13 protein-coding genes are annotated in these 13,189 nt (G+C 73.7%); 8 read left to right on the top strand and 5 right to left on the bottom strand.

What is annotated here, in order from left to right; genetic code table 11:
- Positions 1-3 precede the first annotated feature (3 nt).
- On the top strand, positions 4-2,634 hold the full coding sequence (locus ACFWYW_RS08100; RefSeq protein ID WP_379611476.1) for an AAA family ATPase: 2,631 nt from the start codon (positions 4-6) through the stop codon (positions 2,632-2,634).
- A 42-nt stretch (positions 2,635-2,676) separates the two neighbouring features.
- Positions 2,677-2,856: a hypothetical protein gene (locus ACFWYW_RS08095; protein WP_184970998.1), complete on the top strand. Its 180-nt coding sequence runs from the start codon at positions 2,677-2,679 to the stop codon at positions 2,854-2,856.
- Between the two features lie 9 nt (positions 2,857-2,865).
- On the opposite strand, the gene ACFWYW_RS08090 is transcribed toward ACFWYW_RS08095, so the two are convergent.
- Positions 2,866-3,516: a cyclase family protein gene (locus tag ACFWYW_RS08090; RefSeq protein WP_379611477.1), complete on the bottom strand. Its 651-nt coding sequence runs from the start codon at positions 3,514-3,516 to the stop codon at positions 2,866-2,868.
- The gene (locus ACFWYW_RS08085; RefSeq protein WP_184970658.1) at positions 3,513-3,764 is read right to left on the bottom strand and encodes a hypothetical protein; all 252 of its coding nucleotides are present in this window, start codon (positions 3,762-3,764) and stop codon (positions 3,513-3,515) included. Before ACFWYW_RS08085 ends, ACFWYW_RS08090 begins: the two co-directional genes overlap by 4 nt.
- A gap of 73 nt (positions 3,765-3,837) precedes the next feature.
- Between ACFWYW_RS08085 and ACFWYW_RS08080 the strand changes: the two genes are divergently transcribed.
- Positions 3,838-4,800: a LysR family transcriptional regulator gene (locus tag ACFWYW_RS08080; protein ID WP_379611478.1), complete on the top strand. Its 963-nt coding sequence runs from the start codon at positions 3,838-3,840 to the stop codon at positions 4,798-4,800.
- On the opposite strand, the gene ACFWYW_RS08075 is transcribed toward ACFWYW_RS08080, so the two are convergent.
- A complete protein-coding gene (locus ACFWYW_RS08075) occupies positions 4,741-5,319 on the bottom strand; it encodes a hypothetical protein (protein ID WP_379611479.1) in 579 nt (192 codons plus the stop codon). The two genes, ACFWYW_RS08080 and ACFWYW_RS08075, sit on opposite strands and share 60 nt — an antisense overlap.
- A 127-nt stretch (positions 5,320-5,446) precedes the next feature.
- Between ACFWYW_RS08075 and ACFWYW_RS08070 the strand changes: the two genes are divergently transcribed.
- Entirely contained in the window at positions 5,447-6,577 is a 1,131-nt protein-coding gene (locus tag ACFWYW_RS08070) for a lipase family protein (protein ID WP_379611480.1), read from the top strand.
- Positions 6,578-6,738: 161 nt separating this feature from the next.
- Here ACFWYW_RS08070 and ACFWYW_RS08065 read toward each other — a convergent pair whose 3' ends face one another.
- Both ACFWYW_RS08065 and ACFWYW_RS08060 read right to left on the bottom strand, forming a co-directional pair.
- On the bottom strand, positions 6,739-7,674 hold the full coding sequence (locus ACFWYW_RS08065) for a threonine/serine dehydratase (protein ID WP_379611482.1): 936 nt from the start codon (positions 7,672-7,674) through the stop codon (positions 6,739-6,741).
- 40 nt (positions 7,675-7,714) lie between these two features.
- Positions 7,715-8,884 carry a trans-sulfuration enzyme family protein gene (locus ACFWYW_RS08060; RefSeq protein ID WP_379611483.1) on the bottom strand — a complete coding sequence of 390 codons (1,170 nt, stop codon included), beginning with the start codon at positions 8,882-8,884 and terminating at the stop codon, positions 7,715-7,717.
- Between the two features lie 59 nt (positions 8,885-8,943).
- Here ACFWYW_RS08060 and ACFWYW_RS08055 point away from each other — a divergent pair, with 59 nt between their 5' ends.
- From ACFWYW_RS08055 to ACFWYW_RS08040, 4 genes are all read left to right on the top strand, one after another.
- A complete protein-coding gene (locus ACFWYW_RS08055; protein ID WP_379611484.1) occupies positions 8,944-10,365 on the top strand; it encodes a PLP-dependent aminotransferase family protein in 1,422 nt (473 codons plus the stop codon).
- A gap of 492 nt (positions 10,366-10,857) precedes the next feature.
- Positions 10,858-11,562 (top strand): alpha/beta hydrolase, encoded by a 705-nt coding sequence (locus tag ACFWYW_RS08050; protein WP_379611485.1) that lies wholly within the window; start codon positions 10,858-10,860, stop codon positions 11,560-11,562.
- A 19-nt stretch (positions 11,563-11,581) separates the two neighbouring features.
- The gene (locus ACFWYW_RS08045) at positions 11,582-12,463 is read left to right on the top strand and encodes an ABC transporter ATP-binding protein (protein ID WP_379611486.1); all 882 of its coding nucleotides are present in this window, start codon (positions 11,582-11,584) and stop codon (positions 12,461-12,463) included.
- Positions 12,460-13,185, top strand: a complete 726-nt coding sequence (locus ACFWYW_RS08040) for an ABC transporter permease (protein WP_379611487.1) — start codon at positions 12,460-12,462, stop codon at positions 13,183-13,185. Before ACFWYW_RS08045 ends, ACFWYW_RS08040 begins: the two co-directional genes overlap by 4 nt.
- Positions 13,186-13,189: the final 4 nt, after the last annotated feature.

The raw sequence follows: 13,189 nt of genomic DNA, 5'->3' as shown, positions 1-13,189 counted from the left end.
GGCATGCTGCACGGGCGGACGGACGAGACGGCCATGATCGAGCGGCTGCTGTCCGGAGCCCGGGAGGGCACCAGCGCGGCGCTGGTCATCAGGGGTGAAGCGGGCATCGGCAAGACGGCGCTCCTGGAGGCCGCCGCCGCGCGCGCCGGGGAGCTGCCGGTGCTGCGGGGCGCCGGGATCGAGTCGGAGCACGAACTGCCCTACGCCGGTCTCAGCCTGCTGCTGGGCCGTACCGCCGAGCGGCTGGACCGGCTGCCGGACGGGCAGGCCAGGGCGCTGGCCGCCGCGCTCGGCACCGGACCTGCGGGGGAGGGCGAGCCGTTCCTGGTGGGGCTGGCCGTGCTGACGCTGCTGGCCGAGGCGGGGCCGCTGGTCTGCCTCGTCGACGACGCCCAATGGCTCGACCACGCCTCCGCCGCGGCGTTGCTGTTCGCCGCGCGGCGGCTGGAGGCCGAGGGGGTGGTGATGCTCCTGACGGTACGCGAGCCGCACGCCCCCGGCTTCCAGGCGGCGGGCCTGGACGAACTGCGCCTGGGCGGCCTGGCCGACGAGAGCGCCCAGGCCCTGCTGACCGAGCGCGCGGGCGAGCTGTCGGCCCGCGAGCGCGAGGAGGTGCTGGCCGAGTCGGCGGGCAACCCGCTGGCCCTGCTGGAGCTGTCGGCCGCGCGGCGGCAGTCCGGGCCCTACTCCATGGGGATCGTGCCGGTGCAGAGCCGGATCCAGCAGGGGTTCGCCGAGCGGGTCGCCGCCCTCCCCGCGGCCACCCGCACGCTGATGCTGGTGGCCGCCGCCGACGACACCGGCGAGGCGGCCGCCGTGCTCGCCGCCGCGGGGCTGCTCGGCGCCGGGCCCGCCGACCTCGAACCGGCCGAACGCGCCGAACTGCTCACCTCCTCCGGCGCCCGCCTGGCCTTCGGCCACCCGCTGATCAGGAGCGCCGTCTACCAGCGCGCGCCGCTGGCCCAGCGGATGACCGCGCACCGGGCGCTGGCCGACGTCCTCGACGGCGACCGCGGCGTCTGGCATCTGGCCGCCGCCACCCAGGAACCCGACGAGGACGTCGCCGCCGCGCTGGCCGCCACCGCCGAGCGGGCCAGAGACCGGGGCGGCTACGCGGCCGTCGCCGCCGCCTACACACGGGCCGCCGAGCTCACCCCGGACCCGGCCGTACGCGCCCGCCGCCACATCGCCGCCGCCCGCGCGGCCACCGACGCCGGGCAGTTCGAGAAGGCCGGCGAGCTGCTGCGGCTGACCGGGATGGAGGAGCGGGTGCACGCCGCCAAGCTGCGCGCCGTGCTCGCCGAGTCCCGCGACGACGCCCAGGACGCCTACCGCATCCTGCTCCACGAGACCGATCCGGCGGCCCCGGAAGACTCCGTCGTCCTGCTGCGCGACGCGGTCGCGGCGGCCTGGCGCAACAACGACTTCGAGTGCGTCGAGATGATGGGCGGCTTCGCGCGCACGCTGAAGGGCGGCGCCCCGGTCGCCACGCTGGCCACCGCCGCCCTGGCCGCCAACCGCGTCGAGCGCGGCGAGGTGGCCGACGGCCTGGCCGCCCTGCGCGACCTGCTCGCCGACCCGCCGGGCGAGGACGCCGACGTGCGCGACCGGCTGCTGTTCGCCCGGATGCGCCTGATCACCGGTGACATCGCCGGCGCCTACGGTGAGGTCTCCTGGCTCGAACGCGACGCCCGCGAGCACGGCGCGCTCGGCACGCTGCCCGCCGTCCAGGTCATCCTGGCCCGCTGCCAGCTGTTCACCGGCGCGCACCGCGACGCCCGGCTCACCGCCGAGGACGGGCTGCGCATCGCCGCCGACACCGGGCAGACCCGGCCCGCGCTGGAGCTGCGGGCCGTCCTCGCCGAACTTGCCGCCATCGAGGGCGACGAGGAACGCTGCCGCGAGCTGTCGGCCGAGGCGCTGGAGCGCGGGCTCGCCCCCGGTTCGGTGCACGCCGCCGCCGCGCTCAGCCTGCTCGACCTCGGGCTCGGCCGCTACGAGCCGGCCTTCGACCGGCTGGCCGCCGTCCTCGCGGGCTCGCGGCCGATGGGGATGTTGTCCGCACTGCCCATCATGGTCGAGGCCGCGGTACGGCTCGGCCGCCCCGCCGACGCCGCCGATCCCGCCGCGACCTACGAGCGGTGGGCCCACGAGAGCGGCCAGGCCTGGGCCCGGGGCGTGTCCCTGCGCAACCGGGCGCTGCTCACCGACGATCTGGACGACTACGCGCGGGCCGTACACCATGAGGCCTTTCCGCTCGATCGGGCGCGCGCCGGGCTCCTGTACGGCGAGCGGCTGCGGCGCGAGCGCAGGATGAGCGAGGCCCGCACGTGGCTGCGGACCGCCGCCGAGACCTTCGAACGCCTGGGCGCGCCGCCGTGGGCGGAGCGGGCGCGGCGCGAGCTGCGCGCGACGGGGGAGAGCCGCGCGGTGCGCACGCACGCGCCCGACCTCGCCGAACGGCTCACCGCCCAGGAGCTCCAGGCGGTACGGCTGGCCGCCCAGGGGCTCAGCAACCGGGAGATCGGGGCTCGGCTGTTCCTGAGCCCGCGCACGGTCGGCTATCACCTGTACAACGCCTTCCCCAAGCTGGGCGTGGCTTCGCGGGGGGAACTGGCCGGACTCGGCCTGTGATGTTCATGCTTGGGAAGGGATCAAAGGGGCATCATTGCTCACGTGAGCGAAGGCCAGTGGTGGTTCTGCCTCAAGCACATGAGGGTGGAGCCCGACCAGGGATGCCCCAACAAGGACCGGATGGGTCCCTACGCCACCCAGGAGGAGGCCGCGGGCGCGCTGGAACGCGCCGCCGCCAGGAACAAGGCGTGGGACGAGGCCGACCAGGACGAGGACGACTGAGACGCCGTCTTACGGGATGACGGCGTAGGCGCGCACCGGGAAGGTGCCCATGCCCGCCACCATGGGCGGCGCGGCGTGGAAGCGGAAGCCGCCGGCCGGCAGCGCGGACAGGCCGGTGAGGTGCTCGACGATGGGGATGCCCGCGGCGAGCAGGACGGTGTGCGCGGGGCGTTCGCCGCGTGGCGGGGTGTCGTCGATGTTGAGCGAGTCGATGCCGACCAGCGCGGCGCCCTGCTCGGCGAGCCATTCGGCGGCCTCGGAGGTCAGGAACGGGTGGCCGCTGGTGTACGCGTCGGTGCCGAAGTGCGCGTCCCAGCCGGTCCGTACGAGGACGGCGCGGCCGCGGACGAACAGGCCGTCGAAGGCGTCGAGGCCGATCGCGCGGCGGCCCTCGGCGGGGACCACCAGTCCGGGCAGGTCGGCGAGCTTCTCGATCGGGACCCGCGCCAGGTCCGCGCCGCCGGCGTAGCGGTGGTGCGGGGTGTCCAGGTAGGTGCCGGTGTTGGCGGCCAGCGTGATCACGCCGATCTCGAACTCCGTGCCCGGCGCGTAGACCTCCCGGGAGTCCTCCCTGCTCAGGTGGAGGCCGAGCACGGGCCCCGGCACGCCCGGGTAGGTGGTCATGCCTTCGACGATGCGGTGGCTCAGTTCGACGATCATCGGGCGACTCCCAGACGGTAGAGCTTGACGAGGGCGACGATACCGATCCCGGCCCAGATGAGGTTCAGGGCCGCCGACGGCCACGCCGCCTTGTACCCGCTGTTGATCATCAGGCTGACCGATCCGAACAGATTGATCACCTGGTACGGCAGGCCGTCCCCGGACATCTTCCCCGAGGAGACCATGGCGTAGCCGTACAGCAGGGTGGCCGCGCCCAGCCAGCCGAGGGCGTCGAGGAGTAGCTCCATGGCGCACATTCTCCGGATTTCCCCAGCTAAAGCACAAGTAACGAGATCTAAATCTGCGCGTAAGCTGACCTGCATGGACATCGATCCTCGGCGCCTGCGTGTCCTGCACGAGGTGGCCCGCCGCGGTGGCGTCATGCGTGCGGCCGAGGCGCTCTTCCTCACCCCCTCAGCCGTCTCCCAGCAGCTCGCCCACCTGGAGCGCGAGGTCGGCCTGGCGCTCATCGACCGTTCCCAGCGCCGCGTGTCGCTCACGCCCGCCGGCCGCGTGCTGGCCGGGTACGCCGAGCGCGTCGAGGACGAGCTCGCCGAGGCCCGGCGCGAGCTCACCCGCTTCACCGAGCGGCTGGCCGGGCCGGTGCGGATCGCCGCCTTCCCGACCGTGATCACGCACATCCTGGTCCCGGCGATCCAGCGGCTCGCCGTACACCATCCGAAGATCATTCCGATCATCCACGAGGTGTACGGCCCGCCCGCCCTCCAGGAGCTCAGGCTCGGCCAGGTCGACGTGCTGATCACCGAGCAGGACATGAGCCTGCCCGCGCTGTCGCAGCCGTCGCTGTCCACGCGGACCCTCTACGTCGACGAGTACCGCATCGTCGCCCCGCCCGGCTGGCCCGAGGCGCCGCGCACGATCGGCGAGCTCACCGCGATGCCCTGGGTGGCCGGCGAGCCCTCGCAGGCCTGCGGGCAGGCGCTTGACCGGCTGGCCGCGATCCACGGGTTCGAGCCGCGCAAGGTGCACGTCATCACCGAGTTCGGCCCGACGCTGTCGCTGGTCGTGGCCGGGCACGGGGTCGCCATCGTGCCCGAACTGGCCCTGCTCGACGTGCCGGAGGGCGAGGTGCGGGTCAGCTACATCAAGGACGTCGGGGCCCGGCGGCTGGACGCCGTGACGCGCGTCAGCCGTACCCGGTCGGGGGAGCCCGACCCCGTGCAGGCGGTCGTGATCGGCGCGATCGAGGACGCGACGCGGGAGCTAGTCGGTCACCTGCGGTCCGCTCACGCGGTCGAGGAGCCTGGCGAGCCGGTCACGTAGGCTCGGCCGCTGCGGGATCTCGCCCGCGGCGGTGCTGACCAGGTGCTGCGCGCCGTCGAAGGTGATCAGCCCGTGCTGCGGGATCGCCAGCGCCTCGTGCGCGAGGCCGGTCAGCTCCGGGTCGCCGCTCTCCAGCGCGATGATCGTCGCGCCGATCCGGCGGGCGTCGTCCACCCGCTCGAGAAGTGGCACCGGCGCCTGCTGCTCCGCGACCACGAACAACGTCTCGCCGCGCCGTGCCGCCTCGATGCGCTCCAGCCCGATCCGCAGGTGGGACGGGGCGTCGGCGGGTGGTTGCCAGCGCACCAGCGTGGGCGCGAGCTGCGGCAGGCCGGACAGGCGCGCCTCGTCGCCCAGGTGGGCGGTCAGGTGCCACGGCTCGTCGCCGGGGGTGCCGACCAGCAGCAGGCCGCCGGGGGATCGGGTGGCCCGCAGGGCCATGCCGAGTTCGCGGGTGCGCTCGATCCAGCCCGTGTCGGCGAGGAGCTCGCGGAGGAAGGCCACAGACCCTGAGTCCATCCGACCATACTGCCGGACGGATGTCCTGACCGGCGTTATTTCGGGCCTTGACAGAAGGTTACCGCCGGGTAACGATCAGCGTGGTTTCCACGCTGCCAGCGTGGTCTTCGCGCGGGAGGACGGCGCCATGAGACTGTCCGTGATCTTATCCCTGGTCATCTCGCTCATCCTGCTCCCGGTACCCGCTCAGGCGGCCTCGGCCGGAGACGTGATCTCCGCCCGGCCGACCACGGTGTACCTGCTGCCGGGCAAACTCCTGGAAGTCCCGGTGAACGCCTGGAATGTGCTCTACCGCTCCACCTCCGCGACCGGCGCGCCCAATGCCGTCTCCGCGACCGTGCTCGTGCCCAAGGCCTCCTACCCGTTCGGCCGCCGCCCCGTCATCGGCTACGCCGTCGGCACCCACGGCCTCGGCGACCAGTGCGCCCCGTCCCTCGCCATGCGCGAGGGCAGGGAAGCCGAACTCGCCCTGGTCAGCCTGTTCCTGCTCAAGGGCTTCGCGGTGGCCGTCACCGACTACGAGGGGCTCGGCACGCCCGGCCAGCACACGTACATGGCCGGGATCTCACAAGGACAGGCCGTCCTCGACTCCGTACGCGCCGCGATCCGGCTGCCCGGCTCCGGCCTGTCGGCCAGTGCGCCCGTCGGCATCATGGGCTACTCGCAGGGCGGCGCCTCCGCCGGGTGGGCCGGCCAGCTCCAGCCCTCCTACGCACCCGACCTCCGGCTCAAGGGCGTCGCCGCCGGTGGCGTACCCGCCGACCTGAAGGCCGTCGCGCAGAGCCTCGACGGCGGCGCCAACTTCGGCCTCGCCGCCGCGGCCGGCGTCGGCTTCGACGCCGCCTACGACGAACTCGACCTGTTCAACGACCTCAACGACCGCGGCAAGGCCCTGATGACCGACGCCGCCGACGACTGCGTGGGCGACCTCGGCAAGCTCGCCGGCCTGCGCTTCTCCGACCTGTCGCCCATCGACCTCATGAACCAGCCCAAGTGGCTGGCCCGCCTGGCCGAGAACCGCCTGGGCGCCAGGCCCCCGCGGGTGCCCGTCTTCCTCTACCACGCCCGCGGCGACGAGATCATCCCGCACGCCGTCGGCTCCACCCTGCGCTCGGAGTACTGCCGGGCCGGCGTGAACGCGCGCTGGCTGTCGATCCCCGGCGGCAACCACGTGCTGGGCGCCGTCGAGGGCGGTCCCCTCGCGATCGAGTGGCTGGCCCTGAGGATGTACGGCCTGCCCGCCTTCGGCAACTGCTGAAGCCCGCCCGCCTTCGGCAACCGCTGAAGCCCGCGAACCAAGGGGTCGCGCCCCACACCCCCCAGCGCGACCCCTTCCCGCGCCCCACACCCCCTTCAGCGCGACGCCTTCCCGCGCCTTGTGACACGTGATGAACTGTGGAGGTCTTTCGTCAGGTGTTGTCAGCCGGTCAGCGTGGCCGGGTCGGTGTTGGAGCCACAGAGCACCACGGCCACGCGTTCCCCGTCCGCGGGCCGGTACGCGCCGCTGAGCAGGGCCGCGTAGGCGGCGGCGCCGGCGTGCTCGACGGCCAGCCGGTGCTCCGACCACAGGCGGCGGCGGGCGTCGATGATGGCCTCGTCCGAGACCAGGACGCTCTCCACGCCCGCTCCCGGCAGCCCGCCGCCCGCCGCCGACAGGATGCCGAAGGCCAGGTCGCCCACCTGGGTGGCGCCGAGCGCGTCCGCGCCCACGCCGCTGACCTCGACCGGGACGGGGTGGCCCGCCCGCAGCGCCCTGTGCAGGGCGGGGATCAGCTCGGGCTCCACCGCCACCAGCTTCACGCCTTCGCGCAGGCCGAGTGAGAGGCCGGACGCCAGGCCGCCGCCGCCCACCGCGACCAGGACGGTGTCGACGCCGGGCGCCTGCTCCATCAGTTCTAGTGCCAGCGTGCCCTGACCGGCGATCACCTCGGGCTGGTCGTAGGCGTGCACGGGCAGCGCGCCGGTCTCCGCGGCCCGCTTCGCCGCGGCTTCCGCGGCCGCGGAGTAGATGGCTCCGGTCTGGGTGATCTCGGCGCCCAGGGCGCGCAGCCCGGCGACCTTCACCGGGCTGGCCACCGTGGGCACGAAGATCTCGGCGCGGACGCCGAGCGCGCGGGCGGCGTAGGCGACGGCCAGGCCGTGGTTGCCGCCGCTGGCCGCGATGACGCCCGCCGGCGGCAGGGTTCCCGCCGACAGGATGCGGTTGAACGCCCCGCGCACCTTGAACGAACCGGACCGCTGCACCTGCTCCAGCTTGAAGATCAGCCCCGGGGAGATCTCCAGGACGGGCGTGCGCAGGACATGGCCCGCGACGCGTTCCCCGGCCGCCTGCACGTCGGCGTGCGTCACCGTCATCGTCGTCCCCCTCGCTACGGAATCGTCGTTCCATCCGACCTTAGGACAGTGCCTGTTCGAGGTCGGCCCAGAGGTCCTCGGGGTGCTCGATGCCGACGGCCACGCGGACGGTGCCCTCGCCGATGCCGTGGCGGGTCAGCTCCTCGGGGCTGAGCGAGCGGTGGGAGGTGGTGGCCGGGTGCATGACCAGGGTCTCGACGCCGCCGAGTGAGGGGGCGAGCAGGGCCAGCCGTACCGCGCTCATGAACTTCTCTCCCGCCGCGCGCCCGCCGGCGAGCTCGAAGGAGAAGACGCCGCCGAAGTCGGGCAGCAGCTTGCCGGCCAGCTCGTAGGAGGGGTGCGAGGGCAGGCCGGGCCAGTGGACGGCGGACACGGCGGGGTGGGCGGCCAGGCGGGAGACCAGGTAGCGAGCATTGGAGCAGTGGCGCTCCATGCGCAGGTGCAGAGTCTGGAGCCCGCGCAGCGTCAGCCACGCGGCGAACGGGTCCGGCGTGGCCCCCAGCTCCACCGAGAAGTGCCACACCTTGCGGTAGAGGGCGTCGTCGGCGAAGACCGCGAGGCCGCCGACGACGTCGGTGTGGCCGGACAGGTACTTGGTGGTGGAGTGGACCACGATGTCGGCGCCGTGCTCGATCGGGCGGCAGAGCAGGGGCGTGGCGAAGGTGTTGTCCACGACCGAGACGACGCCGAGCTCGCGGGCCACGGCGCACATGCCGGGCAGGTCGGCCACCTGGAGGGCGGGGTTGGCGAGCGTCTCCAGGTAGACGAGCTTGGTCTCCGGGCGTACGGCCGCGCGCAGGGCCTCCGGGTCGTCCTCCGGGACGTAGGTGACGGTGACGCCGAAGCGGTGGACCAGCTCGTTGATCATGGCGGCGGTGCCGCCGTAGATGGCCTTCTGGGAGACGAGGTGGTCGCCGGGGCCGAGCAGGCCGAGCAGCACGCAGTTGATGGCGCCCATGCCGGAGCCGGTGGCCAGGGCAGCGACGCCGCCTTCCAGGCCGGAGACCGCGCTCTCCAGGGAGCGGACCGTGGGGTTGGCGAGCCGGCCGTACACGAAGGAACCGTCGGGGCGGCCCATGGCGTCGGCGAAGACCGCGGGATCGTCGAACACGAATCCGGACGTCTGGTAGATCGGCACGGTGATCGGCCGGCTGCCGGTGATCTCCGGCTGGGGCAGGTGGACGGCACGGGTCTCGGGACGAAGTTCCATGTCAACAGCATCTCCAGAAATGTCCTGCAATGTCAGATCCAATGGTGGAGAATTGGTCCATGGATGGAGCCAATCTGGTGGACCTGCTCGGCCGGTGGGCGACCGGCCGGGGGCCGCTGTACCTCCTGCTCACGGCCCGGCTGCGCGCGCTCATCGACGACGGCGTCCTGCCGCCCGGCCACCTGCTCCCGCCCGACCGCGTGCTGGCCAAGCTGCTGGCCGTCGGGCGCGGCACCGTCGTGGCCACCTACGACCTGCTCCAGCAGGAAGGCCGTGTCGTACGCCGCCAGGGCAGCGGCACCCGCGTCGCCGCCGCCCAGTTGTCCGCGACCCGCGTGGTCGACGGCGTCCCCGCCAACCCGCTGATCCAGCACATGCTCCACCCGCCCGACGGGGTCCAGCTCCTGACCTGCGCCGCCCCGGACGTGCCGCCGCCGTTCATGGTGGAGGCCTACGCCGAGGCCGCGGAACGGCTCGCCGCCCGCCCCCACGACCTCGGCTACTACCCCGCGGGCCAGCCCGCGCTGCGCGAGGCCGTCGCCGCCTACTACCGCGGACGCGGCCTGCCCACCACCGCGGACGAGATCGTCGTCACCACCGGCGCCCAGCAGGCGCTCTCGCTGCTCACCGGCCTGCTCGTGCAGCCCGGCGACACCGTCCTGACCGAGACGCCCACCTACCCGGGCGCGCTGGAGGTCTTCCGCCACGCCGCCGCCGTCGTGCGCGGCGCCGAGCACGGGGTGGCCGGCGCGCTGCGCTCACGCCCCGCCCTCGCCTACACGGTCCCCACCGCCAGCAACCCCTCCGGCGCCGTCATGGACGTGCCCTCCCGCCGCCGCCTGGCCACGCTCGCCGCCGAGCACGACGTGCCGCTCATCGACGACGAGGTCTGCGCCGAGCTGTGCTTCTCCGGCGAGACGCCGCCGCCGCTGGCCTCGTTCACCTCCGGCGAGCAGATCATCACGATCGCCTCGCTGAGCAAGGTCGTGTGGGGCGGGCTGCGGATCGGCTGGATCCGCGCCGCCGCCCCGCTCGCCACCCGCCTGGCCCGGCTGCGCGCCATCCACGATCTGGCGGGCGAGGCCGTCTCACAACTGGCCGCCGTCGCGCTGCTGCGCCGCCTGCCCGAGATCCGCCGCGACCGCACCGCCGTACTGCGTGAGCGTCACGACCACCTGTGCGCCGAACTGCGCGAGCGGCTGCCGTCGTGGTCGTTCGAGCCCGCCCTGGGCGGCCAGACGATCTGGGTACGGCTGCCGCACGGCGACACCGACGCCTTCGCCCAGGTCGCCCTGCGCCACGGCGTGGCCATCCCGCCCGGGCGCGCCTTCGACCCGGTGGGCGGGCAGGGCTCCTACACGCGGCTGCACTTCCTGTTCACGCCCCGCGAGCTCAGCCGGGCCGTGGCCGGGCTGGCCGCCGCCTGGCACTCCTACGACGGCACCCACCACCCCACCACCACCCACGCCCTGATCGTCTAACCCCTTCCTCCCAGCCCCTTCCGCACGGACACCGCTCCGGGGACACCCCTCCGGAAGACCGCTCCAGGACACCTCTCCGGACGCTGCTCCGGAACACCGCTCCGGGAGGCCCCTCCGGGACACCGCTCCCGCCCCCTCCTCGTGGGCGCAACTCCGGGACACCTCTCCCGAGGCGCCCCTCCGGGACACTCCTCGACGCACCGCTCCCGGGCACCGCTCCCGGGTGCTGCTCCCGGCCCTTCCCACGCTCTCGTCCTCCCGGCCCCGACCCAGGGGCGCGAGCCCGCAGGGGCGCAAGGGGCCGTGGATCAGGGGGCGGCGTTGCCCAGGATGGGCGGCTCCTGAGGCGTGGCCGGGAGGGCGGCGAGCCGGGAGGGCGGCGAGCCGGGAGGGAGCGGCGTCCCGGGGGTGTTCGCTCCTGGAATGTCCGGCGGGCATCGCTGGGAGCGATATCGCGGCGGATGGCTCCGCGGGCGTGGGAAGGTGGCGAGCATGCAGGCGATCTTCGTGCTCGTGCACAGCCCCTCGGTAGGTCCTTCGACGTGGCGGCCCGTGGCGGAGGCGCTCGGCCGGCGGGGGCGGCGGGCCGTGGTGCCGGATCTGACCGCGGTGACCGAGGGCGGCCCGCCGCACTGGCCGAGGGTGGTCGAGGCGGTGCGCTCCGCCGTACCGGAGGAAGGGCCGTTGGTGCTGGCCGGGCACAGCAACGCGGGGCTGTTCCTGCCGGTCGTGAAGGAGGGGCTGGGGGAGCGGGTGGTGGCCTGCGTGTTCGCGGACGCGCATCTGCCCCCACGTGACGGGCTGGTGAAGACGGCGGAGGAGGCGTTCCTGCCGTTCCTGCGCGACCTGGCCGGACCGGACGGGCTGCTGCCCCGCTGGACCGACTGGTGGAGCGAGGAGGACGTCGCCCCGATGCTGCCCGACCCCGAGGTCAGGCGGCGTGTGGCCGATGAGCAGCCTCGGCTGCCGCTGGCCTACTACACCCAGCTCGTGCCGGTCCCGGCCGGGTGGGACGCGGTTCCGTGCGGCTATCTCTGGTACGGCCCGCCGTACGACAAGGTGGCCGAGCGGGCGGCGGGTCGCGGCTGGCCGGTCACCCGTGTCCCCGGCGCCCACCTTCACCAGGTCGTCGACCCGGACGGCGTCGCGGACACGCTGCTGCGGATCGTGAATTCTTCACTGTTCCCCGAACGCTGAGCCCGCGACGATCGGAGGCATGACAGCCATCCAGGTATCCGGCCTCGTCAAGCGCTATGGCGCGTTCGAGGCCGTGAAGGGCGTCTCCTTCGAGGTTCCGGAAGGGGAGATCTTCGCGCTGCTCGGCCGCAACGGCGCGGGCAAGACGACGACGGTCGAGGTGCTGGCCGGGTTCCAGCGGCCGGACGCGGGCACGGTGCGGGTGCTCGGGCTCGATCCGGCGGGGCAGCGGGGGGAGGCGCGGCGCCGTACCGGCGTGATGTTGCAGGAGGCGGGGTTCTTCCCCGACCTGACGGTGGCCCGCACGGTCGACACGTGGCGCGACTTCACCGCGGCCGCCCGTCCCCGCGACGAGGCGCTGCGGCTGGCGGGGCTCGCGCACAAGGCGGGCACCAAGGTGCGCCAGCTGTCCGGCGGGGAGAAGCGGCGGCTGGATCTGGCGCTGGCCACGCTGGGACGTCCCGAGGTGCTCTTCCTCGACGAGCCGACGACCGGCATGGATCCGCAGGCCCGCCGCGACACCTGGGAACTGGTGCGCGGCCTGGCCGCCGAGGGTGTCACGGTGCTGCTGACCACGCACTACCTGGAGGAGGCGCAGCGGCTGGCCTCGTCGCTGGCGATCCTGGACGGCGGCGCGATCATCGCCGCGGGCGGGATGGCCGAGACGCTGGCCGCCCAGAGCGGCCGGGTGGCCTTCCGCATGCCGCCGGGCGTCGCCCCCGGCGAGCTGCCGCTGCCCGTCACGCTCGACGGCGAGCTGGCCGTCTGCCGCGCCGAGGACCCCGACCTGGCCGCGCAGACGCTGCTGAGCTGGGCGGCCGGGCGCGGCCTGCGGCTGACCGGGCTCGACGTACGCGCCGCCACCCTCGAAGACCTCTTCCTCGACAGGAGCACCTCATGAGCGTCGCCGCCACCTACAAGCTCGGCGCCCGCCTGTTCTGGCGGGACAAGTCCATGCTGGCCGGGTCGGTGATCACGCCGGTGGGCCTGACCATCGGGATGCCGCTGCTCATGCGGCACGTCCAGGCGGACGGCGTCGCCTGGGCCACCCAGACCTTCTACGGCTCGACCGCCCTCGTGCTGTCGATCACCGGGTTCATGAACATCGCCGTGGCGCTGTCCATGCGGCGCGACCAGCTCGTGCTCAAGCGGCTGCGCTCGACCATGCTGACCGACGCGCAGATCCTGGCCGGGGAGATCGCCAGCACGGTCACGCAGACGGTCGCGCTCGTGATCGGCTGCCTGCTGGCGGTGCGGTTCGTGGCGGACGTGCCCTTCCCCGATAATCCGGTGGTCTTCGTCGCGGCGGTGCTCGGCGGCGCGGTCTGCGTGGCGGTGCTCGGCGCCGCCTACACCGTGGCGATCCCGCGGGCGGAGCTGGCGGCGGCGATGACGGTGCCGGTGTTCCTGGTGTGCGGGATCGGGGCGGGCGCGATGGGGCCGCTGCTCGACCTGCTGCCTTCCTGGGTACGCGCCGGGTTCGACCTGCTGCCGACCAGCGCCGCCGTACACGCGATGAAGACGGGGGAGTTCGCGGCGCCCGCCCTGAATTTGGCGGTCTGGACGCTCGCCGGGCTGGTCGCGATCCGGCTCTGGTTTCGCTGGGAGCCGCGGCGCTCGTAGATTT

Origin of the sequence: Nonomuraea sp. NPDC059023, from assembly GCF_042740095.1 — a bacterium.
Classification (GTDB): Bacteria; Actinomycetota; Actinomycetes; order Streptosporangiales; family Streptosporangiaceae; genus Nonomuraea.
The sequence above is the reverse complement of the archived record's forward strand: the minus strand, read 5'-3'. Positions and strand labels throughout refer to the sequence as shown.

Coding starts and splice junctions, on each gene's coding strand:
- ACFWYW_RS08100 (WP_379611476.1), top strand. CDS start 4: ATGCTGCACGGGCGGACGGACGAGACGGCCATGATCGAGCGGCTGCTG.
- ACFWYW_RS08090 (WP_379611477.1), bottom strand. CDS start 3,516: ATGATCGTCGAACTGAGCCACCGCATCGTCGAAGGCATGACCACCTAC.
- ACFWYW_RS08085 (WP_184970658.1), bottom strand. CDS start 3,764: ATGGAGCTACTCCTCGACGCCCTCGGCTGGCTGGGCGCGGCCACCCTG.
- ACFWYW_RS08080 (WP_379611478.1), top strand. CDS start 3,838: ATGGACATCGATCCTCGGCGCCTGCGTGTCCTGCACGAGGTGGCCCGC.
- ACFWYW_RS08075 (WP_379611479.1), bottom strand. CDS start 5,319: ATGGACTCAGGGTCTGTGGCCTTCCTCCGCGAGCTCCTCGCCGACACG.
- ACFWYW_RS08070 (WP_379611480.1), top strand. CDS start 5,447: ATGAGACTGTCCGTGATCTTATCCCTGGTCATCTCGCTCATCCTGCTC.
- ACFWYW_RS08065 (WP_379611482.1), bottom strand. CDS start 7,674: ATGACGGTGACGCACGCCGACGTGCAGGCGGCCGGGGAACGCGTCGCG.
- ACFWYW_RS08060 (WP_379611483.1), bottom strand. CDS start 8,884: ATGGAACTTCGTCCCGAGACCCGTGCCGTCCACCTGCCCCAGCCGGAG.
- ACFWYW_RS08055 (WP_379611484.1), top strand. CDS start 8,944: ATGGATGGAGCCAATCTGGTGGACCTGCTCGGCCGGTGGGCGACCGGC.
- ACFWYW_RS08050 (WP_379611485.1), top strand. CDS start 10,858: ATGCAGGCGATCTTCGTGCTCGTGCACAGCCCCTCGGTAGGTCCTTCG.
- ACFWYW_RS08045 (WP_379611486.1), top strand. CDS start 11,582: ATGACAGCCATCCAGGTATCCGGCCTCGTCAAGCGCTATGGCGCGTTC.
- ACFWYW_RS08040 (WP_379611487.1), top strand. CDS start 12,460: ATGAGCGTCGCCGCCACCTACAAGCTCGGCGCCCGCCTGTTCTGGCGG.